This is a genomic window from Klebsiella sp. Ech2A, assembly GCF_030078455.1.
Taxonomy (GTDB): Bacteria; Pseudomonadota; Gammaproteobacteria; order Enterobacterales; family Enterobacteriaceae; genus Klebsiella; species Klebsiella terrigena.
Genome location: NZ_JAQGFU010000072.1, coordinates 1 through 21,475 on the forward strand (window position 1 = coordinate 1; position 21,475 = coordinate 21,475).

Genomic DNA, 21,475 nt, shown 5'->3' on the forward strand with positions numbered 1-21,475 from the left:
CCCGTTGCCCCATCTCAAACAGATAGCGCGCGGCAAACTGGCCGATCAGCCGGTGATCCGGGGCGATCGACGACAGGCGCATGCCTTCATCCCGGCAGTTGATCAGCACGCAGGGTTTGGCAAAATCGGCGGCCAGATCGTGAATATGCGGATCGTCAATGCCCAGCAGAATGGCCGCCTCGGTCTCCGCTTCGTTCATGCGGGCCAAAAACAGGTTGGCGTCGCTGTCGTTCTCTTCCAGCGCGCAGGTCCGCAGGCGGACCTCATGCGGCGCCAGCGCGGTATTAATGCTCTGAATCACGCGGTAGTAATAGATATCGGAGCGCTCATCAAAGGCCCGGGAAGGGGCGAAAACCACCAGGCTGTTCAGCAGCATGCGTCCGGCGGCGAGCCCCTCCATCACCCCCATTTCGCGGGCGCACTGCAGGACCCGCTGACGCGCCTTTTCGCTGGTGTTCGCTTTACCCGCCAGCACCCGGGAAACGGTACTCGCCGACATCCCCGTACGGGCCGCGATTTCGGCAATTCTCAGCTTTTTATCCATTTTGTGATCCAGCTCCATCTTACAAATGAAAGAATTTTCATGGCACCAAAAAGCAGTTTATCAAGCCAGATTCGCTACCTGTCGTGAGCATCTCCTCATCTCATGAAAAAACTTGCATAAATAAGGCTATTGGCCGCTCATTTTCTATCTTAACCTGAATTGGTCCAATAACTTCCATACTAGTTATACGGAAAGACAAATAAATAAAACAATAATATTCATAGCGTTAATAAAACAGGTATGACAACTCAGGGATTGAGCATCGGTCATTTCCCCCTACAAAGTTCTTGTGGAGAGTTCTATGAGCCAAGGCCTCAACAACGATATGGCGGTCAGCAAATCTCGCCGCGTGGTCAAAAATCTGCGCTGGTGGATGCTGACCCTGTTTCTGCTCGGCGTCACCGTTAACTACATTACCCGCAACTCCTTAGGCATTATTGCCCCCGAGCTGAAGGCAACGCTGGGCATCACCACCGAGCAGTACTCATGGATCGTCGGCGCTTTTCAGCTGGCCTACACCCTCTTCCAGCCTCTCTGCGGCTGGCTGATTGACGTGATTGGCCTCAAGCTCGGCTTTATGATCTGCGCCACCCTGTGGGCCGTCGCCTGTATCGCCCACGCCGGTGCCGGCAGCTGGCTGCATCTGGCGATCCTGCGTTTTTTCATGGGCGGAGCAGAAGCCGCCGCCACCCCGGCCAACGCCAAAACCATCGGCGAATGGTTTCCAAAATCTGAACGCCCGATAGCCGCCGGCTGGGCCGGCGTCGGTTTCTCCATCGGCGCGATGCTGGCGCCGCCGATCATCTATTTTGCCCACGCCTCTTTCGGCTGGCAGGGTGCGTTTATGTTCACCGGGGTGCTGGCGCTGCTGTGGGTGATCCTGTGGTGGGCGTTTTACCACAATCCGGAGAAGCATCCGAATCTCGGCAAGTCGGAGCTGGAGTTCATCCGCCAGGACAACGAGCCGCCGGCGGTAAAGCTGCCGTTCTTTACCGCGCTGAAAACCGTGTCGAAAAATAAGCGCTTCTACGGTATTGCGATCCCGGCCTTTATGGCGGAGCCGGCCTGGGCGGTCCTGAGCTTTTGGGTGCCGCTGTACCTCGCCAAAGAGCACGGCATGGATCTCAAGCAAATTGCCATGTTCGCCTGGCTGCCGTTCCTCGCCGCCGATCTCGGCAGCGTGGTCAGCGGCTATCTGACCAAACTCTATACCCGCTGGTTCGGCTGTTCACGGGTTAACTCGGTGGTGGCAAGCTCGCTGACCGGCGCGTTCCTGATGATTTCGCTGGCCCTCGTCGCCATTACCCGCGATCCCTACGTCACCATCATCCTGATCTCCATCGGCGGCTTCGGCCACCAGATTATCTCCTGCATGCTGAGCGCGCTGGTGGTGGAGTCGTTCGATAAGGGCCAGATGGCGACCGTCAACGGCATGCGCGGCTCCGCCGCCTGGATCGCCAGTTTCCTGTTCTCCCTATTAATCGGGGTGACCGCCGACAAAATTGGCTTCAACCCGCTATTCGTCGCCATGGGCTTCTTTGACCTGATTGGCGCGGTCTTCCTGGTCGCTTTTATTGCTGAACGTCGCGCCAAACGCGCCTGAGAGTGGATGTAAAAATGAAAACGTTGAAACACTGGAAATTGCAACAGCAGCTGGCCCACCACGTCGAGCTGGCGGTGGACGGGCAGCACACCCTGTGCCTGTACGTGCTGGAAGAAAACCTGTTCCGCGTCCTGCTTAAACGCAGAGGAGAGCTGGCGCTGGACCGCACCTGGAGCATCGCCCCGCAGCAGGACGTCCCCTGGGAGGGACGCAGCCGCGACGACGTCAGCGGATTTACTCTCCCCGCCTGGAGCCTGGAGCAGCAGCAGGAGACCCTGACGGTTGCCACCGAACGGCTGCGCGTCACCGTCCACCAGCCGCTGTGGCTGGAGTGGAGCTACCGCGACGATGCCGGAGAGTGGCAGCCGCTGGTTAACGACCGTCCGACCAGCGCCTATCTGGTCAACGTCCACGGCGACGGCGTCGCGCACTACCAGAGCCGGCGTCAAGATGAACGCTTCTACGGTCTGGGCGAAAAGGCGGGCAACCTGCAGCGCAACGGGAATCGCTACGAGATGCGCAACCTGGATGCGATGGGCTATAACGCCGTGAGCACCGATCCGCTGTATAAGCACATCCCCTTCACCATCGCCCAGCGCAGCGATATCAGCTACGGCCTGTTCTACGATAACCTCAGCAGCTGCTGGCTGGATCTGGGCAACGAAATCGACAACTACCACACCGCCTATCGCCGCTGGCAGGCCGAAGCGGGCGATATTGATTACTACATGTTTACCGGCAAACGCGTGCTGGACGTCACCAAAGCCTTTGTCCGCCTGACCGGGAAAACGCTGTTCGGGCCGAAGTGGAGCCTGGGCTACAGCGGCTCGACAATGCACTACACCGACGCGCCGGATGCGCAAAACCAGCTGATGAATTTTATCCGCCTCTGCGAAGAGCACGCCATTCCGTGCGACTCGTTCCAGCTCTCCTCCGGCTATACCTCGATCGGCGGTAAGCGCTACGTCTTTAACTGGAATTACGACAAGGTTCCGCAGCCGAAGGTGATGAGCCAGCGCTTCCACGACGCGGGCATCAGGCTGGCGGCCAACATCAAGCCCTGCCTGCTGCAGGATCACCCGCGCTATAGCGAGGTGGCGGAGCGCGGGCTGTTTATTCAGGATTCCGAAAGCGAATCCCCGGAGCGCTCCAGCTTCTGGGATGACGAAGGGTCGCACCTCGACTTCACCAACCCGCAAACCGTCGCCTGGTGGCAGGAGGGGGTCACCGCTCAGCTGCTGGAGATGGGGATTGATTCGACGTGGAACGACAATAACGAATTTGAAGTCTGGGACGGCGAGGCGCGCTGCCACGGTTTTGGCCAGGAGATTGCCATCAAGCATATCCGCCCGGTGATGCCGCTGCTGATGATGCGCGCGTCGCTGGAGGCCCAGCAGCGCTTTGCCCCGGAGAAACGCCCGTACCTGATCTCACGCTCTGGCTGCGCCGGGATGCAGCGCTACGTGCAAACCTGGAGCGGCGATAACCGCACCAATTGGGATACCCTGCGCTACAACACCCGCATGGGGCTGGGGATGAGCCTCTCCGGCCTCTATAACGTCGGCCACGACGTCGGCGGCTTCTCCGGTGATAAGCCGGACGCCGAGCTGTTCGTACGCTGGGTGCAGAACGGGGTGATGCATCCGCGCTTCACGATCCACTCCTGGAACGACGATCGCACGGTCAACGAGGCGTGGATGTATCCGGCGGTCCTGCCGGCGATTCGCGGCGCGATTGAGCTGCGCTATCGCCTGCTGCCCTACCTCTACACCCTGCTGTGGCAGGCGCACGCTGACGATGAGCCGATGCTGCGCCCGACCTTCCTCGATCACCAGCATGACCCGCAGACCTTCGAGGAGTGCGACGACTTCCTGCTCGGCCGCGATCTCCTCGTCGCCAGCGTCGTGGAGCCCGGCCAGCGCCAGCGCCCGACGTGGCTGCCGGAAAACGAGTCCGGCTGGTACGACTTTTATAGCGGGGAGTGGTTCGCCGGCGGCCAGTGGATAACGCTCGATGCGCCGCTGGAGAAACTGCCGCTGATGGTTCGCGCCGGGGCGGGCCTGCCGCTCAGCGAGAGGATCGTCCACGTTGACGCCAAAAAAGACGACAGCCGCGAGCTGAAGCTGTTTCCGCTCAAGGGCGCGGGCTCGACGAGCGGCCTGATCTTTGAAGATGACGGCGAGAGCTGGGGCTATCGCGACGGCGACGCGCTGTGGCTGGGGTGGGAGATGACCTGCAGCGCCAGCGCCATCAACCTGCAGATGAACGCGCGCGGCCGCTACCGCCCGGCGTGGAAGGCGCTGAAGATAACGCTCCCCGCCGGTGAAAAGCGTCGGCTGTCGGTGAATGGTAAAGACGTCGGCGAGTGGCTGCTGGACTAAGGGCGATAAAAAACCCCGGTCGCGCGAGGCTGACCGGGGCTCTATGTTCACTCCCCGGCTGCGCAGGCGCGTACCGGGGCGGGGCGGCGGACGTTTAGCCGTCGATGCCTTTGCTGCGCAGATAATCTTCGTAATTACCGCTAAAGTCGACGACGCGCTCCGGCGTAATTTCAATCACCCGGGTCGCCAGCGAGCTGACGAACTCGCGGTCGTGGGAGACGAAAATCAGGGTGCCCTGATACATCTCCAGCGCCATGTTCAGCGACTCGATAGATTCCATATCCAGGTGGTTGGTCGGTTCGTCCATCACCAGAATGTTGGGTTTCTGCATCATCAGCTTACCGAACAGCATGCGGCCCTTTTCGCCACCTGACAGCACTTTTGCCGGCTTTTTGATATCGTCCTGGCTGAACAGCAGGCGGCCGAGGAAGCTGCGTACAACCTGCTCATCGTCACCATCCTGCTTCCACTGGCTCATCCAGTCGAACACGCTCAGATCGTTATCGAAGTCTTCGGCGTGATCCTGAGCGTAGTAGCCAATCTGCGCATTCTCGGACCATTTAACGGTACCGTTATCCGGCGTCAGTTCACCAACCAGGGTTTTCAGCATGGTGGTTTTACCCACGCCGTTGGCACCCAGAATGGCAATCTTCTCGCCCACTTCCAGCAGCAGATTGAATTTTTTAAACAGCGGGCCGTTATCAAAACCTTTCGCCAGCTCTTCAACAGCCAGCGCGTTACGGAACAGCTTCTTGTCCTGCTCGAAGCGGATGAACGGGTTCTGACGGCTGGAGGCCTTCACTTCATCGAGCTTGATTTTATCAATCTGACGCGCGCGAGAAGTCGCCTGACGTGATTTAGAGGCGTTGGCGCTAAAGCGGCTGACGAAGGATTGCAGGTCGGCAATCTGCGCCTTTTTCTTGGCGTTATCAGACAACAGACGCTCGCGAGCCTGGGTGGCCGCGGTCATGTATTCGTCGTAGTTACCGGCATACACGCGCAGTTCGCCGTAGTCGAGATCCGCCATGTGGGTACACACCATGTTAAGGAAATGACGGTCGTGCGAAATGATGATCATGGTGCTGTCACGCTCGTTGAGCGTCTGCTCCAGCCAGCGAATGGTGTCGATGTCGAGGTTGTTCGTTGGTTCATCGAGCAGCAGGATGTCCGGGTTAGAGAACAGCGCCTGGGCCAGCAGGACGCGCAGCTTCCAGCCGGGAGCGACTTCGCTCATCGGGCCGTAATGCTGTTCTACCGGAATACCGACGCCGAGCAGCAGTTCACCGGCGCGGGCTTCAGCGGAGTAGCCGTCCATCTCGCCGTAGGTCACTTCCAGATCCGCCACCTTATAGCCGTCGGCTTCGCTCATTTCCGCCAGAGAATAGATGCGATCGCGCTCCTGCTTCACTTCCCACAGCTCGCCGTGGCCCATGATGACCGTATCCAGCACGGTGAACTCTTCGAACGCGAACTGGTCCTGACGCAGCTTACCGATACGCTCGTTCGGATCGAGGGACACGTTGCCCAGCGTTGGCTCCAGATCGTTGCCGAGGATCTTCATAAAGGTAGATTTACCGCTACCGTTGGCGCCAATCAGGCCGTAACGGTTGCCGCCGCCAAATTTGACGGAGATGTTTTCGAACAGCGGCTTGCTGCCAAACTGCATGGTGACGTTGCTGGATACTAGCACGGGGTTATCCTGAAAAAAGAGAATGAGAAGTGTGACACATCGGACATTATGCCAGCAAAACCATCTCTTTTCACGGTCTGCGGTGAATTCCCTTACCGCTGGCGCCGCGTTCGGCGCCTTTTGCCCCCCGCCGGCGGCGTCCGGCAGGCCTCAGCGTCGGCCCGGCGGCCCCAGACAAGCCGTGCGATCGTCCCTGCGGGAGAGCAATTTTGCCAGCCAACGAACTACACTTGAAACAACCGGCAAAAAAGTGTGATTTCGTACACATCTCATTTCCCTGTTGGCGGGAATGCACATATAATGCGCTCCCATCTACTCCCTGAAAAATCTAACAAAGGCCTGTGTGGCTTTAACATCGCACACGACATGATGAATATGAAATTATCGACACTCCTTGCGGCAGCCTTCGCCATCGTGGGCTTTTGCAATACCGCATCCGCGGTAACCTATCCTCTGCCGACCGACGGTAGCCGACTAATTGGCCAGAACCAGGTTGTCACGGTTCCGGACGACAACAAGCAGCCGCTGGAATACTTCGCCGCCAAATACCAGATGGGTCTCTCCAACATGCTGGAAGCGAACCCGGGCGTCGATACCTACCTGCCGAAAGGCGGTACCGTGCTGAATATCCCGCAGCAGCTGATTCTGCCGGACACCGTGCATGAAGGTATCGTGATCAACAGCGCGGAAATGCGTCTTTACTATTACCCGAAAGGCACCAACACCGTGATCGTGCTGCCGATCGGTATCGGCCAGCTGGGCAAAGATACGCCGATCAACTGGGTGACCAAGGTTGAGCGCAAGAAAGCCGGCCCGACCTGGACGCCGACGGCGAAAATGCACGCCGAATACATCGCCGCCGGTAACCCGCTGCCAGCCGTAGTACCGGCCGGTCCTGACAACCCGATGGGCCTGTACGCGCTCTATATCGGTCGTCTGTACGCGATCCACGGCACCAACGCCAACTTCGGTATCGGCCTGCGCGTCAGCCACGGCTGCGTGCGTCTGCGCAACGACGATATCAAATTCCTGTTTGAGAACGTGCCGGTCGGCACCCGCGTCGAATTTATCGATGAGCCGGTGAAAGCCACCAGCGAGCCGGACGGCAGCCGCTATGTTGAAGTCCACAACCCGCTGTCGACCACCGAAGCCCAGTTCCAGGGCGGTGAGATCGTACCGATTACGCTGAACAAATCCGTCCAGGCCGTCACCGGCCAGTCCGACGTCGATCAGAGCGTGGTTGAGCAGGCGGTGCAGAACCGTTCCGGTATGCCGGTTCGTCTGAACTGATCCTGAGCGCCGTGCGCAAAAAAGGGCGAGGTGAAAACCTCGCCCTTTTCTTTTCGCCTGACGTCAGCCGTTGTTGACGATAACGATGCCGCCGTGATCGTAGCGGTAGTGACAGTGGGCATACTCCAGCGGCGTACCGTCCTCCAGGTAGATGACCTGCTCAACTTCCAGCACCGGATCGCCGGCTTCGCACACCAGGTGCTGCTGCTCAAGCTCGCCGGGCTTAATGGCGCGCACCACGCGGTACGACCCCATTATCTTCAGCCCAAGCGTTTCAACATACTGGAATACGGAGCTTTCGAGGTGGCTTTTATTCAGGCCGGGAACCAGATTCACCGGCATCACCGTGGCGTCCAGCGACATCGGCTCGTCGTTGAGCAACCGCAGGCGCACGAAGTCATAAACCGGCGAATCGGCGTTAATCAGCAGCGAAGTCTGCTCCTTCTCGCTGGGAAAGCGCAGCTCGAAGCGCACCACCTTGCTGCTGACCGACCCCAGGTGGGCCCAGGTTTTGGTGGCGCCAAAATAGTCGCTACCCGGAAGATCCCACTGCGAAAGCTGAAGAAAGTTTTTACGCACGAAGGTGCCCTGCCCCTTGCGGGTATAAATCAATCCTTCAACAATAAGCTGGCGCATCGCCTGCTGGATGGTCATCCTGCTGGTGTTAAACTCCGCCGCCAGCGCAAACTGGTCGGGTAATGGCATGCTGGCGGGGTACTGCTGGCTGATAATCCGCTTTTTAATTTCCCGCGCGATCAAAAGATACTTCGCCGCCATCGTCCTTCCTTATTATTCATTTATCCCATTGTTTTTTAAGGCCACTCTCTCAGATATTTTGAGAAATGGCAGGTAGAAGAATACACCAAAGATGATGATTATCAACTGCACCACCACCGCCCGCCAGTCCCCCGCCGTTGCCAGCCAGGCGCTGAGTACCGGCGGCGTGGTCCACGGGATCATCACCACGCAGCGCGACATAAGCCCGAGCGTGGTACACATCCAGGCGAAAAAGATACCGATGGCGGGAAGCAGCACGAACGGGATCATCAGCGGCACGTTGAAAACGATCGGCAGACCGAAAATCACCGGTTCGTTGATATTGAACAGCCCCGGGGTAATGGCCAGACGCGCCACCTGCTTCGAGGCCTGCTGACGCGAGAAAAGAAAGATGGCGATCAGCAGAGAAATGGTGCTGCCGGTGCCGCCCACCATGCCGAAGGTCGGCACGAAAATATTGTTAATAATATGCGGAATCGGCTGGCCGCTGGCGTAGGCCAGCATATTCTCATTGGTATTAATCAGCAGGAACGGTTCCAGTACCACGCTATTCACAACCGATTGATGAATACCCAGCGTAAACAGGAAGTTGCCGAAGCTGTAGATAAAAATAGTCCCCGGCAGGCTGGTATTAATCAATCGCAGTGGCTGCTGGATAAGCGTGGTGATCAGATGGATAAGATCGGTGTGCAGCAGGTTATTCAACAGGGCGGCCAGCGCCGCAAACAGCGACAGCGTCAGGATAGCCGGGATGAGCGACGAAAACGACTGGCCCACCGCCGGCGGCACGTTCTCGCCAAGGTTGATGGTCAGGCGCTTGATCCCGGCGATGCGCATAAAGAGTTCCGTCGCCACCAGGCCGATGAGCACGCCGGCGAAAATGCCGGTAGAGCCGATATTGGCGAAGGTCAGTACCGACGTCAGGCTGACCGTCGCCTTCCCGCCAACCGGCACCAGATCCACCTGCATCGGCATCATAATAATAAAGCTGCAAATAGCGATAACGACGGTCGAAACCGGGTTAGCAAAGTTTTTGTTACGCGCCAGCGACCACGCGATCATCGGCGCAATCAGCAGCGCGGCGATATTCAACGTCCCGTTGATAATCGCATCGCCCCATACCTTAAAGCGCACCAGCGTCTCGCCCTCCAGGATCCAGGGAAACACCACGTTGTTCACCAGCACCGCCAGCCCTGCCAGAATGAAAATCGGCATCACCCCGGCAAAGGCATCGCGCAGCGAACGCAGGTGTACCTGGTTGGCGATACGCGCGGAAAACTCAACAAAGCGATCGGTCAAAGACTGCATACTGGACGTTGTATTATCAGACATTTTGCAGAATCCTCTTCATCACTTACCCGTATTCCCCGTCAGGATGCAGGTGCTGCCTGGCGGGGATAACCCGGTGCGGCCCGCGCGAACTACATCTCTTCGCCGTTGCTGTGGATCGCGCGTTTCAGCCATGCATAGCTTTTCTTCGGCACGCGGTTAAGGTCTTTAAGATCGTGGTTTTCGCGGTTGACGTAGACCACCCCGTAGCGTTTACGCATATCGCCCTGCGAGCTGAGGATGTCGATAAGCCCCCAGCCGAGATAGCCGATCACCTCCGCACCGTCCTCAAAAATCGCCTCTTTCATGGCGTTAATATGGTCGCGGTGATAGGCGATACGATAGTCGTCGGCAATCATGTTTTCGCCATCCCAGGACTCAATCACCCCGATACCGTTTTCAATCGGGAATACCGGCAGGCGCCAGTCGTTGTAGTAGCGGGTGATGATGGTACGAAAGCCGAGCGGATCGATTTGCCAGTTCCATTCCGTAGACTTCAGGTACGGGTTATCCTTATCGCCGAACTGCATGTAGTAGTTCACCTCGGTGCCTTCCGGGATCGGATCGCTGCTGAGCGTGCGGCTGGCGTAATAGCTAAAAGCCATATAGTCATTTTTATTCTGCGCAATCAGGGCTAAATCCTCTGCGCGGTAGATATCCTCGAAGCCTTCACGGGCGACCACGGCCATGACCTCGGGGCTGTAGCCCTGGCCGGCATAGACGCGCAGCAGGTTCTGGTTGAGAAACTCATCATGCTGCTGAGCGCAGAAAATATCGCGCGGCCGGCAGGTCGCCGGGTAGATAAGCTGATGCGCCAGCATCCCCCCCATCAGCCTGCCGGGCTGGGTTTCATGCAGGTAAGCGGTCAGATGGACGTGCGCCATCATGGTGTAATGCTGGATCGCGTACAGCTCGCGGAGCGTTTCGTCGCCATGCATATAGCCCGCAATGCGGAACGCAATCGGCATGTGGAAAATATTCTGCTCATTGAAGGTCAGCCAGTACTTCACCTTGTCGCCGTAGCAGTCGATCATTTTCTTGCCGTAGCGCACAAACGCCTCCATCACGCGGCGATCGATAAAGCCGTTGTACTCATTCGCCAGCGCCAGCGGCATGTCAAAATGGTACAGGCAAATCATCGGTTCAATGCCGCGGGCAATCAGAGCGTCGATAAAGCGGTGGTAGAAGGCGATACCTTCTTCGTTGAACTCGCCATCGCCGGTCGGGCAAATGCGGCTCCAGGAAATCTGGAAGCGGTAGCAGTTCATCCCTAGATCCTGCATTAAATCAAAGTCTTCTTCATAGCGATGGTAGGAGTCGGTCGCCACCTTCCAGTCAGAGGCAAACTCTGAGGGCTCGCGAATGTCGTAAACCGACATCCCCTTTCCACCTTCATTCCACGCCCCTTCCGTCTGCATGCTGGAAACCGAGTTGCCCCATAAAAAATCCTTTGCCAGTGTCTTCATCGTTCGCTCCGTTACTATGACTAGTCATTAAAAATTCATGACTAGTCATATAGAATGAAATGATAAATCACGCAAAGGGGTTGTGTCGTTTTTGTGAGCGATTTCGAAAAGAGAGGGCAGAAAGCGGCGGGACAGCGCCCGCCGTTGAGGAACGAACAGGATTAATCGTTAAGCTGATTGCGGCGATATTCGCCCTGGCGATCGAGCATCCAGCCGGGATATTCGCGCGGCAGCGCGCTCACCGCATCCAGCTTCCGCAGATCCTCTTCGCCGAGCTGGATGTGAGTGGCGGCAATATTATCCGCCAGCTGATCCGCGCGTTTGGCGCCGATAATCACGCTGGTCACCGCCTGCTGATGGAGCAGCCACGCGAGCGCCACCTGCGCGACCGTCGCGCCTTTGGCATCCGCCACCTCGCGCATCGCGTCCACGCAATCAAAGGCGCGATCCTTATTCACCGGCGGGAAATCAAATTCCAGCCGCCGGCTGCCCGCTTCCCCCTGACCGTCGCGGGTATATTTACCGCTCAGCAATCCGCCCGCCAGCGGGCTCCAGACCATCAGCCCCAGCCCTTCGCTCTGCATCATCGGCACCAGCTCACGCTCGAGATCGCGCCCGGCGATGGTGTAGTAAGCCTGCAGGGAGGCAAAACGGGCCAGCCCGAGGCGTTCAGCAATACCCAGCGCCTTGACGATTTGCCAGGCCGCCCAGTTCGATATGCCGATATAGCGGACGTGCCCCTGACGGACCAGGGTATCCATGGCGTAGAGGGTCTCTTCGACGGGCGTCGCCGGATCGAAGCCGTGCAGCTGGTAGAGATCGATATGATCGAGCTGCAGGCGCCGCAGGCTCTCTTTGACGCTGCTGAGAATGTGGTAGCGGGAGCTACCGCGGGAGTTAACGCCGGCGGTGCCGGTTTCACCGAACACCTTGGTGGCGACCACCACGTTTTCGCGCGGGATCTTGAGATTTTTTAGCGCCTGGCCGGTTATCTCTTCCGAACGCCCTTCCGAATAGATGTTGGCGGTGTCGATAAAGTTAATGCCGGCATCCAGGGCGCTGCCCACCAGCTGCTCGGCTTCCGCCTGGCGCAGCCGCCCAACTTTGCCCCACATCCCCTCTTCACCGCCAAAGGTCATGGTGCCAAGGCACAGTTCAGAGACAAACAGACCGGTATTTCCGAGTTTTTTATAACGCATCGGACTCTCCTCATCAGGATAATTAACGTCAGCGCTATAGTTATACTCCCGGCCGCGCGAGCGCGAATGGGGGGATCCTGTTCGTTTCTTGCCCAATTCTCCGAATATCAGAACCCGAAGTGCAGGATGGCGTAGCCCACCAGCGCCGCCCACAGCAGCATCGGCAGAGAGTAAAGATGAAAGCGCCACCAGATGCGCCTGTCCGCCGCCATGCGCAGGGCAATCAGGTTGGCCAGCGAGCCGGGCAGCAGGCCAAAGCCGCCGACGTTCACCGCCCAGGCCAGCAGCGTCGACGGCGGAACGTAGTTGAGCAGCAGAATGGTTGCCGGGACGTTGCTGATGAACTGCGACAGGCCAATCGCCGTCAGCCACAGGCCGCCGGGGGAGAGCTGGCCGACGCTGCTCAGCAGCTGATGCAGCGCCGGCAGTTGGATCAGCAGGTGAACGTCAATAAACATCACCATAAAGACCAGCAGCAGGGACCAGTCAACGTTGATAATCACCGCCCGCGCCAGCAGCAAAAAGCCGATGACGATCAGCGCGAGGCCCCACAGTCCCTGCTTCATCTCTAACGCCGTCAGGAAAACCAGATACAGCGCCAGGCAGCCCCAGACCAGCTTCGGCTGCCAGGCGGGCACCCGCTCGCCGCTGTGATAAGTGAGGCGTACGGCTGAAAAACAGCACCAGCACAGCGCCAGCAGCGTTACCATCATCGCCGCCGCCAGCGGCAGCATCTGCCCGATAAATGCCGGGAAGCTGAGGCCGGAGCGTCCCCACAGCAGAATGTTTTGCGGATTGCCGATCGGCGTCAGCAGCGAGCCGGCGTTCACCGCCAGCGCCTCGAAAATAATCAGCCGGTTAACCGGAATGGCGCACCATTTTTTTAACGTCAGGGTGAGCGGAACGACGATAAAAAGCGCCACATCGTTGGTTAAGAAGGTGGAAAGCAGCGCCGCCGCCAGCACCATAAAGATGGCCAGCTGTCGTTCGGTCACAAACCGCCGCGCCATTTTGCGGCCCAGCACGTCAAAATAGCCGCTCAGCTCGACCCCTTTGGTCAACAGCATCAGCCCGCTGAGGGTAATAATCGTCTGCCAGTCGATAGCCTGTGGCCAGCTGGCGGGGGCAAAGGGCACAAAAATGCTTAATATGCCGGCAATAATCAGCAGTAAATGGAGGAAGCGGTCACCCGCCAGCGACCGAACAAAGGGCAGGTTCATTCCCCTTTCTTTCCGTGCTTGAGCGTAAACTGGCTAAAAGCTTCCAGCGTCTCCTGGCTCACGTGATGCTCCATCCCTTCGGCATCGCGACGGGCGATCTCCGGGCTGACGCCGATCACCAGCAGGAAGTTTTCCACAATCTGATGCCGTTCGCGGCTTTCGTGCGCCAGCTTCTCGCCTTCCGGAGTTAAAAAGACGCCGCGCCACGGGATCTGCTCGATCAACCCTACGCTGGCCAGGCGCTTGAGCATTTTAGCGACCGTCGGCTGCGAAACGCCCAGGCGCGCGGCCATATCGACCTGCCGCGCTTCGCCCACCTCGCGGATCAGATCGGAAATCAGCTCAACGTAGTCGTCAATCAGCTCGCGACGATGCGCCTCGCGCACCTGACGAAACCCCTCAACGTGCTCTTCAACATTCACTAGCTGCGTCACTTTTTTTGTTATTTGTTTGCCTGCGCGACGATTCATTGTGCTTCCTCAAATACGTGTGACGCAGCAAGCGTCATCTCAAAGAGGGCCATTGTAAATGATTGGGCCCGTAGCACAAAAAATTAACTTTTTAGCCATAGCTATAAAATATAGCCTGTGCTATATCTGTATGTAATGCAGACATCCTTCACCGAACGAAGGGCGAAAGCACAGGAGGTTACGATGAACGAACTCAAGAGGTGCTTACAGGTGTTTACCCACTCTCCATTTAAAGTACGCTTAATGCTAATCGGCATGCTGTGCGATCTGCTCAACGGCAAAAAAGAGCAGGACAAACCGAGAAACTAACGCGGCGTCGCGGTACGCCGCTTCATTTTTTCGTCATAATCCCCCTTCATACTGGCCTGTTTCCCCGCCTTTTTGGTACTTTTTTCAAGTTTTGTAATCTTTCTCCCAAAACAATCCGTTATGGCTAGTTGACCTTAGCATTTGCAAGCCCTATCTTTTGTCAGCCCTGCCACTACTGCGGCTCGCAGAGACCCTCTTCCGGCACTGTCCAGCAGGTTTTACCCCTTGATGCCAGGGGATGCACATGGCGTCTTTTTGATTGTTAACTATGAACCTCACCCTGAAAGAAACGCTGGTCGCTCGTGGGCTGGTCCTGAACCCGTGGACCGGATTCTACTTTTTGCAGTCCCTGCTGATTAACCTGGCCCTTGGCTACGATTTTAGTCTGCTCTACGCCGTTGCCTTTACATGCGTGCTACATCTGCTGTGGCGCAGCTTTCCGCGCGCGCAGAAGGTGGTGGTCGGCGGCTACTCGCTGCTTGCCGCGCTCTATTATCCGTTTGGCCAGGCCTACGGTGCGCCCAATTTCAATACGCTGCTGGCGCTGCACGCCACCAACGTCGAAGAATCCACCGAAATTTTGACCATCTTCCCGTGGTACAGCTATCTGCTGGCGGTGTTTATTTTTGCGCTGGGCGTCATTGCCGTACGCCGCAAGCTGGACGAACGCAAGCGCTGGAGCAAAATGGACAGCCTGGGCCTGCTGTTCAGCGTCGGCATCTTCTTCCTCCAGCCGGTACAAAATCTGGCCTGGGGCGGCGTCTTCAAGGTGATTGATACCGGCTACCCGGCGCTGCGCTTCGTCAAAGACGTGGTGGTAAATAACAACGAGGTGCTGGACGAGCAGGCGCGCATGGCGCAGCTGGCGAATATCAAGGACAGCTGGCACGTCGTGGCGGTGAAGCCTAAATATCATCTGTACGTGGTGGTGATTGGCGAAAGCGCGCGACGCGACGCGCTCGGCGCCTTCGGCGGCCACTGGGACAACACCCCTTTCGCCAGCTCGGTGAACGGCTATCTGTTCAACGACTACATTGCGGCCAGCGGTTCAACGCAAAAGTCGCTGGGCCTGACGCTTAACCGCGTCGTTGACGGCAAGCCGCAGTATCAGGATAACTTCGTCACGCTGGCCAACCGCGCGGGCTTCCAGACCTGGTGGTTCTCGAATCAGGGGCAAATCGGCGAGTACGATACGGCGATTGCCAGTATTGCCAAACGCGCCGACGAGGTGCAGTTCCTCAAAAACGGCGATTTTGAGGCCAATAAAAACACCCAGGATGAGCAGCTGCTGAAGCTAACCGAGCAGGTGCTCTCCACCCAGCGGACTCAGCCGCAGCTGATCGTCCTGCACCTGATGGGCTCGCACCCGCAGGCCTGCGACCGCACCAGGGGAAAATATACGGTATTCGTGCAGTCGAAGGAGACCTCGTGCTACCTCTACAGCATGACGCAAACCGACGCCCTGCTGGGCAAACTCTATAGCCAGTTGCAGAACTCCGGCGACAGCTTCTCGATGACCTACTTCTCCGATCACGGCCTGGCCTTCAAGGAGCGAGGGAAAGCGGTGCAGTATCTGGCGCACGACGATAAGTTCCAGCAGAACTTCCAGGTGCCGTTCATGGTGCTGTCCAGCGATGATAAGGCGCACAAGGTTATCAAAGCCCGCCGCTCGGCCAACGATTTCCTCAGCTTCTTCTCGCAGTGGACCGGGATCGCCGCCGAGGAAATAAAGCCGCGCTATCGCTTTATCTCCGAGCAAAAGGCCGGGCCGGTTTTCATCACCAACTTCCAGCTGCAGAAGGTGGACTATACCCATCTTGGTACCGACCTGTTCACCACCCACTAGGCCGCCTCACTCGCCGTCGGGATGCTGATGGCGACGGGTTTTGCCGAATGACAGGCAAAAAAAATCCGCCCCTGTGAGGCGGATTTTTTATATCACCGAAGTGATTAGAAGCGGTAACCAACGCCCGCGATCCAGGTACCAACGTCAACGTTACGAATGCGAGACTGCTCGTAAGAGAAGTCCAGAGCAACGTTTTCGATCGGGTTGAACTGCAGACCAGCGCCGTAGGAGAAACCGTAGTCGCTCATGTCAGCTTTGTTCGGGTAGCTGTTGTCCTGGAATTTACCGTAACCCACACCCACTACGCCGTAGATGCTTGCCCAGTCGTTGAGACGGTAAGCCGGACCAGCGGTGATGCCGTAGTACTGGCCTTTTTCGTATACGCCAGATTCGGTGCGATCTTTTTCAGTGTAGGTGAAGGAACCGATAACACCCAGCGGGCTATTGTCTTGCTCGTAACGGTACTTCAGGTTGAAACCGCCTGCTTTATTCGCTTCGCCCTGCATGTCGCTCTGAGCATAACCACCGGTCACGGTAGAAGTTGCAGCGAACGCGGTACCTACGGATGCAGCCAGTACAACAGCCAGTGCTGAAAAACGTGCAATTTTATTCATAACCACCTCAAATGTGTTTCTAATAAGTCCTAAGTCTTAAATATATCAAAAACTTTGAGGAAACTCTTTCCGCTTTACACTGTCTAACACACTTTTTCATGTAACCAAAAGTTTCCACAAAACTATAACAAACTGGAAAACAACCGTTTTTAGCGGATACAATCATATTTATGCGCGTAGCTCGCCGGACATGCATCCAGATTATTCCTAATCACCAGACAAATGCTTCAGCGGCACGCTGCCGATTATACCCCCCTCCCCGAGGATTTTTTCAACATTAGCTCAACTGCGGTTGGGTAATTCATTTACACTGGAACCTTTACCGGTTTTGACAAATTTTGACAGGAGAAAGGATGCCCGGCTTGTCCCGAAAGGTCCCGGCGTGGTTGCCGACGGCAGTTATTTTAATCGCCATGATCTCTATTCAGAGCGGCGCGTCGCTGGCGAAATCGCTCTTTCCGCTGGTTGGCGCACCCGGCGTGACGGCCCTGCGCCTGGCGCTAGGCACCCTGATTCTGGTGATCATTTTCAAGCCCTGGCGGCTGCGCTTCGCCCGCGAACAGCGCCTGCCGCTGCTCTTTTACGGCCTCGCGCTGGGGGCGATGAACTATCTGTTCTATCTCTCAATTCAGCGCATACCGCTGGGCATTGCGGTGGCCCTCGAGTTTACCGGCCCGCTGGCGGTGGCCCTCTTTGGCTCGCGGCGTCCGCTCGACTTCGTATGGGTGATTCTGGCGGTTCTGGGGCTATGGTATCTCCTGCCGCTGGGGCAGGACGTGGCGCAGGTCGATCTCACCGGCGCGCTGCTGGCGCTGGGCGCCGGGGCCTGCTGGGCGGTCTATATTCTTACCGGCCAGCGCGCGGGCGAAGAGCACGGCCCGGCAACGGTGGCGATGGGCTCGCTCATTGCCGCGGTAATTTTTGTGCCGCTGGGTATGCTGCAGGCAACCGATACGCTATTCCAGTGGTCGCTGCTGCCGCTGGGCCTGGCGATCGCCGTGCTCTCTACCGCGCTCCCCTACTCGCTGGAAATGATCGCCCTGACCCGCATGCCGACCAAAACGTTCGGCACGCTGATGAGCATGGAGCCCGCCCTTGCCGCGCTGTCGGGAATGGTGTTCCTTGGCGAGACGCTGACCTTCACGCAGACCCTGGCGCTGGGGGCGATTATCCTCGCCTCGATGGGTTCGACGCTAACGATGCGGCGGGAAACGAAGCTGAAAAAAGTCGATATCGGCTAAATTGTCAGACGGTTCTGTACGGCCATCTCGCCGTACAGCACTCACGCACAAATGCACTCAACCCATTGAGTTAAATGACTTTTCAAATTATCAACAAGCCTGCGCTATCAAACCGATAGAGACTACCGACACCGCCTTCTGCGTATCCGTTGCTATACTTGTTCCCATGAGTTACCGGGGACAAGCGCTCCATATAATTCGATTTGAAGTATGACGAGTATAAATATCAAGAGGATATGAAACTATGAGTACCGCAAAACTGGTTAAAACTAAAGCATCTAACCTGCTCTATACCCGCAACGATGTGACCGACAGCGAAAAGAAAGCCACCGTTGAGCTGCTCAATCGTCAGGTTATCCAGTTCATCGACCTGTCGCTGATCACCAAACAGGCTCACTGGAATATGCGCGGTGCCAACTTTATTGCCGTTCATGAAATGCTGGACGGCTTCCGCACGGCGCTGACCGAGCACCTCGATACGATGGCCGAACGCGCCGTCCAGCTCGGCGGCGTTGCGCTGGGCACCACTCAGGTTATCAACAGCAAAACTCCGCTGAAAAGCTATCCGCTGGACATTCACTCCGTCCAGGACCACCTGAAAGAGCTGGCCGACCGCTACGCGATCGTGGCGAACGACGTGCGCAAAGCGATTAGCGAGGCAAAAGACGAAGATACGGCCGATATCTTCACCGCCGCTTCTCGCGATCTGGATAAATTCCTGTGGTTTATCGAATCTAATATCGAATAATCGCCACGCCGACTGCCGTCAGCCCCGCTGGCGGCATTTCCCTCTCTCCACGCCTCACGTTTCCCGCTTTTTTTATCACCGCGCGCCATCGCACTCTTTTAGTGCATCACAATGGTCAAAATGCGTACTAAAGTAAATCAAATGTAATAATCACCTCACACAATCGTTACAGCGAGATTGTTTTCCCATCGGTGTTTGCGTTAAAAATGCTCTTGTTATTCGGCATATTTATGACGCACCAAAACAGCGCCCCGTTATGGTGCGGATTCCGTTTGCCAGACCCGAAAGCGTGCAACAGGAACCACCCTGGTTGTTATAAAACAACAGGTTGTAAAACTGGCACGATTTTTTCATAGGGTTACTCGTTCTCGCAGGGGATCGTCCCGTGGATATAAAAGGAAATGCTATGAAGTCTGTATTAAAAGTTTCACTGGCTGCACTGACCCTGGCTTTTGCGGTTTCTTCCCAGGCCGCTGAAAAACAACTGATTGTTGCGACCGATACGGCGTTTGTTCCGTTTGAATTTAAGCAAGGCGATAAGTACGTTGGCTTCGATGTCGACCTGTGGGCCGCCATCGCTAAAGAGCTGAAACTGGACTATACCCTGAAGCCAATGGATTTCAGCGGCATCATCCCGGCGCTGCAAACGAAAAACATCGACCTCGCGCTGGCGGGGATTACCATTACCGAAGAGCGTAAAAAAGCGATCGACTTCTCCGATGGCTACTATAAAAGCGGCCTGCTGGTGATGGTGAAAGCGAACAACAACGACATTAAAGACGTGAAGGATCTGAACGGTAAAGTGGTCGCGGTTAAAGGCGGCACCGGCTCCGTTGACTACGCTAAGGCCAACATCAAAACCAAAGACCTGCGCCAGTTCCCGAACATCGATAACGCCTACATGGAGCTGAGTACCGGCCGCGCCGATGCCGTGCTGCACGATACGCCAAACATCCTCTACTTCATCAAAACCGCCGGCCACGGCCAGTTCAAAGCGGTAGGTGACTCGCTGGAAGCGCAGAGCTACGGCATCGCGTTCCCGAAAGGCAGCGACGATCTGCGTGGAAAAGTGAACGGCGCGCTGAAAACCCTGCACGAAAACGGCACCTACAACGAAATTTATAAAAAATGGTTCGGTACTGAGCCAAAATAATAATCAGACCGTATCCGCACGGATATATCTCTTACAGGCCTGCTGAGGTCTGGTAGCCCGGCACCGGCGCTTGCGCCCTCTGCCTGGGATCGCCTCGCAGCAGGCCTGAGTCATTTTTTCTCAGAGGGCCATCCTCTGCTTTCGACACGGTAACAGGAACGAATTATGCAGTTTGACTGGAGTGCCATCTGGCCCGCCATTCCAATTTTGCTGGAAGGCGCCAAAATGACGCTGTGGATCTCGGTCCTCGGCCTGGCTGGCGGTCTGATAATCGGCCTCGTCGCCGGTTTCGCCCGCTGCTTTGGCGGCTGGATAGCGAACCACATCGCGCTGGTCTTTATTGAAATTATTCGCGGCACCCCGATCGTGGTGCAGGTCATGTTTATCTACTTCGCCCTGCCGATGGCGTTTAATGATTTACGCATCGATCCGTTCTCCGCCGCGGTGGTGACCATCATGATCAACTCCGGCGCCTACATCGCGGAAATTACCCGCGGCGCGGTGCTCTCTATCCACAAGGGCTTCCGCGAAGCCGGCCTGGCGCTCGGACTGTCTCGAGGCGAAACCATTCGCCACGTGATCCTGCCGCTGGCGCTGCGCCGCATGCTGCCGCCGCTGGGCAACCAGTGGATCATCAGCATCAAAGATACCTCGCTCTTTATCGTCATCGGCGTTGCCGAACTGACCCGCCAGGGACAGGAGATTATTGCCGGTAACTTCCGCGCGCTGGAGATCTGGAGCGCCGTTGCCGTTATCTATCTCATTATCACCCTGGTTCTGAGCTTTATTCTGCGCCGTCTTGAAAGAAGGATGAAAATCCTGTGATTGAATTTAAAAACGTTTCCAAGCACTTTGGCCCAACCAAGGTGCTGCACGATATCGATCTGAAGATTAACAAAGGCGAAGTCGTGGTGATTATCGGGCCTTCCGGCTCCGGTAAATCAACCCTGCTGCGCTGCATCAACAAACTGGAAGAGATAACCAGCGGCGAGCTGATCGTCGACGGCCTGAAGGTCAACGATCCGAAGGTAGACGATCGCCTGATCCGCCAGGAAGCCGGCATGGTGTTCCAGCAGTTCTATCTCTTCCCGCACCTGACGGCGCTGGAGAACGTCATGTTCGGGCCGCTGCGCGTGCGCGGCGCGAAGAAAGAGGCGGCCGAGAAGCTGGCGAAAGATCTGCTGGAAAAAGTGGGGCTGGCGGAACGCGCGCACCACTATCCCTCAGAGCTCTCCGGCGGCCAACAGCAGCGCGTGGCCATCGCCCGCGCGCTGGCGGTGAAGCCGAAAATGATGCTGTTCGATGAGCCTACCTCCGCGCTGGATCCGGAGCTGCGCCATGAAGTGCTGAAGGTCATGCAGGATCTGGCAGAGGAAGGAATGACGATGGTTATCGTGACTCACGAAATCGGCTTCGCCGAAAAAGTGGCCTCGCGCCTGATCTTCATCGACAAAGGGCGTATTGCGGAAGATGGCGATCCGCAGGTTCTGGTCAAGAACCCGCCCAGCCCGCGCCTGCGCGAATTCCTGCAGCACGTTGCCTGATAGCTACCGGCTCCCCCGTCGCGGGGAGCCGCTTTCCAGATTCATCCCAGC

The 21,475-nt window shown here is 57.1% G+C and carries 19 protein-coding genes; 10 read left to right on the forward strand and 9 right to left on the reverse strand.

Translation table 11 applies throughout. The features are described 5' to 3' along the window. Positions 1-562 (reverse strand): LacI family DNA-binding transcriptional regulator (locus PFH44_RS14390; RefSeq protein WP_283825321.1); only part of this gene is annotated, 562 nt, incomplete at its 3' end. 283 nt (positions 563-845) lie between these two features. On the opposite strand from PFH44_RS14390, the gene PFH44_RS14395 reads away from it, so the two are divergent. Both PFH44_RS14395 and PFH44_RS14400 read left to right on the forward strand, forming a co-directional pair. Next, a complete protein-coding gene (locus tag PFH44_RS14395) occupies positions 846-2,147 on the forward strand; it encodes an MFS transporter (protein WP_283825322.1) in 1,302 nt (433 codons plus the stop codon). Between the two features lie 14 nt (positions 2,148-2,161). Beyond that, positions 2,162-4,528 carry a glycoside hydrolase family 31 protein gene (locus PFH44_RS14400; protein ID WP_283825323.1) on the forward strand — a complete coding sequence of 789 codons (2,367 nt, stop codon included), beginning with the start codon at positions 2,162-2,164 and terminating at the stop codon, positions 4,526-4,528. A gap of 94 nt (positions 4,529-4,622) precedes the next feature. On the opposite strand, the gene PFH44_RS14405 is transcribed toward PFH44_RS14400, so the two are convergent. Beyond that, positions 4,623-6,218: an ABC-F family ATPase gene (locus PFH44_RS14405; RefSeq protein WP_045854579.1), complete on the reverse strand. Its 1,596-nt coding sequence runs from the start codon at positions 6,216-6,218 to the stop codon at positions 4,623-4,625. A gap of 369 nt (positions 6,219-6,587) precedes the next feature. Between PFH44_RS14405 and ldtB the strand changes: the two genes are divergently transcribed. Continuing rightward, positions 6,588-7,508 (forward strand): L,D-transpeptidase, encoded by a 921-nt coding sequence (ldtB, locus tag PFH44_RS14410; RefSeq protein WP_045855429.1) that lies wholly within the window; start codon positions 6,588-6,590, stop codon positions 7,506-7,508. A 63-nt stretch (positions 7,509-7,571) separates the two neighbouring features. On the opposite strand, the gene PFH44_RS14415 is transcribed toward ldtB, so the two are convergent. From PFH44_RS14415 to mntR, 6 genes are all read right to left on the reverse strand, one after another. Then, positions 7,572-8,285, reverse strand: a complete 714-nt coding sequence (locus PFH44_RS14415) for a GntR family transcriptional regulator (protein ID WP_237372761.1) — start codon at positions 8,283-8,285, stop codon at positions 7,572-7,574. 12 nt (positions 8,286-8,297) lie between these two features. Continuing rightward, entirely contained in the window at positions 8,298-9,617 is a 1,320-nt protein-coding gene (locus PFH44_RS14420) for a PTS sugar transporter subunit IIC (protein ID WP_045854577.1), read from the reverse strand. 89 nt (positions 9,618-9,706) lie between these two features. Beyond that, the gene (locus tag PFH44_RS14425; protein WP_076945012.1) at positions 9,707-11,080 is read right to left on the reverse strand and encodes a glycoside hydrolase family 1 protein; all 1,374 of its coding nucleotides are present in this window, start codon (positions 11,078-11,080) and stop codon (positions 9,707-9,709) included. Between the two features lie 161 nt (positions 11,081-11,241). Then, positions 11,242-12,279, reverse strand: a complete 1,038-nt coding sequence (locus PFH44_RS14430; protein ID WP_283825324.1) for an aldo/keto reductase — start codon at positions 12,277-12,279, stop codon at positions 11,242-11,244. A gap of 107 nt (positions 12,280-12,386) precedes the next feature. Further along, positions 12,387-13,499 (reverse strand): anion transporter, encoded by a 1,113-nt coding sequence (locus PFH44_RS14435; protein ID WP_283825325.1) that lies wholly within the window; start codon positions 13,497-13,499, stop codon positions 12,387-12,389. Further along, positions 13,496-13,969, reverse strand: a complete 474-nt coding sequence (gene mntR, locus PFH44_RS14440; protein ID WP_283825326.1) for a manganese-binding transcriptional regulator MntR — start codon at positions 13,967-13,969, stop codon at positions 13,496-13,498. The genes PFH44_RS14435 and mntR overlap by 4 nt, the downstream gene beginning before the upstream one ends. 183 nt (positions 13,970-14,152) lie before the next feature. Between mntR and mntS the strand changes: the two genes are divergently transcribed. Both mntS and PFH44_RS14450 read left to right on the forward strand, forming a co-directional pair. Beyond that, a complete protein-coding gene (mntS, locus tag PFH44_RS14445) occupies positions 14,153-14,278 on the forward strand; it encodes a manganase accumulation protein MntS (RefSeq protein ID WP_283825327.1) in 126 nt (41 codons plus the stop codon). Between the two features lie 268 nt (positions 14,279-14,546). Then, complete coding sequence (locus tag PFH44_RS14450) at positions 14,547-16,124, forward strand: phosphoethanolamine transferase (protein ID WP_283825329.1); 1,578 nt, start codon at positions 14,547-14,549, stop codon at positions 16,122-16,124. A gap of 104 nt (positions 16,125-16,228) precedes the next feature. On the opposite strand, the gene ompX is transcribed toward PFH44_RS14450, so the two are convergent. Continuing rightward, positions 16,229-16,738 carry an outer membrane protein OmpX gene (gene ompX, locus PFH44_RS14455; RefSeq protein ID WP_045854570.1) on the reverse strand — a complete coding sequence of 170 codons (510 nt, stop codon included), beginning with the start codon at positions 16,736-16,738 and terminating at the stop codon, positions 16,229-16,231. Positions 16,739-17,091: 353 nt separating this feature from the next. Between ompX and rhtA the strand changes: the two genes are divergently transcribed. From rhtA to glnQ, 5 genes are all read left to right on the forward strand, one after another. Beyond that, entirely contained in the window at positions 17,092-17,979 is an 888-nt protein-coding gene (rhtA, locus tag PFH44_RS14460; protein ID WP_045854569.1) for a threonine/homoserine exporter RhtA, read from the forward strand. Positions 17,980-18,223: 244 nt separating this feature from the next. Further along, positions 18,224-18,727, forward strand: a complete 504-nt coding sequence (dps, locus tag PFH44_RS14465) for a DNA starvation/stationary phase protection protein Dps (protein ID WP_095095388.1) — start codon at positions 18,224-18,226, stop codon at positions 18,725-18,727. A gap of 406 nt (positions 18,728-19,133) precedes the next feature. Further along, on the forward strand, positions 19,134-19,880 hold the full coding sequence (gene glnH, locus PFH44_RS14470) for a glutamine ABC transporter substrate-binding protein GlnH (protein ID WP_283825328.1): 747 nt from the start codon (positions 19,134-19,136) through the stop codon (positions 19,878-19,880). Between the two features lie 165 nt (positions 19,881-20,045). Next, a complete protein-coding gene (gene glnP, locus PFH44_RS14475) occupies positions 20,046-20,705 on the forward strand; it encodes a glutamine ABC transporter permease GlnP (protein ID WP_095095381.1) in 660 nt (219 codons plus the stop codon). After that, positions 20,702-21,424 (forward strand): glutamine ABC transporter ATP-binding protein GlnQ, encoded by a 723-nt coding sequence (glnQ, locus tag PFH44_RS14480; protein WP_045854565.1) that lies wholly within the window; start codon positions 20,702-20,704, stop codon positions 21,422-21,424. Before glnP ends, glnQ begins: the two co-directional genes overlap by 4 nt. Positions 21,425-21,475 lie beyond the last annotated feature (51 nt).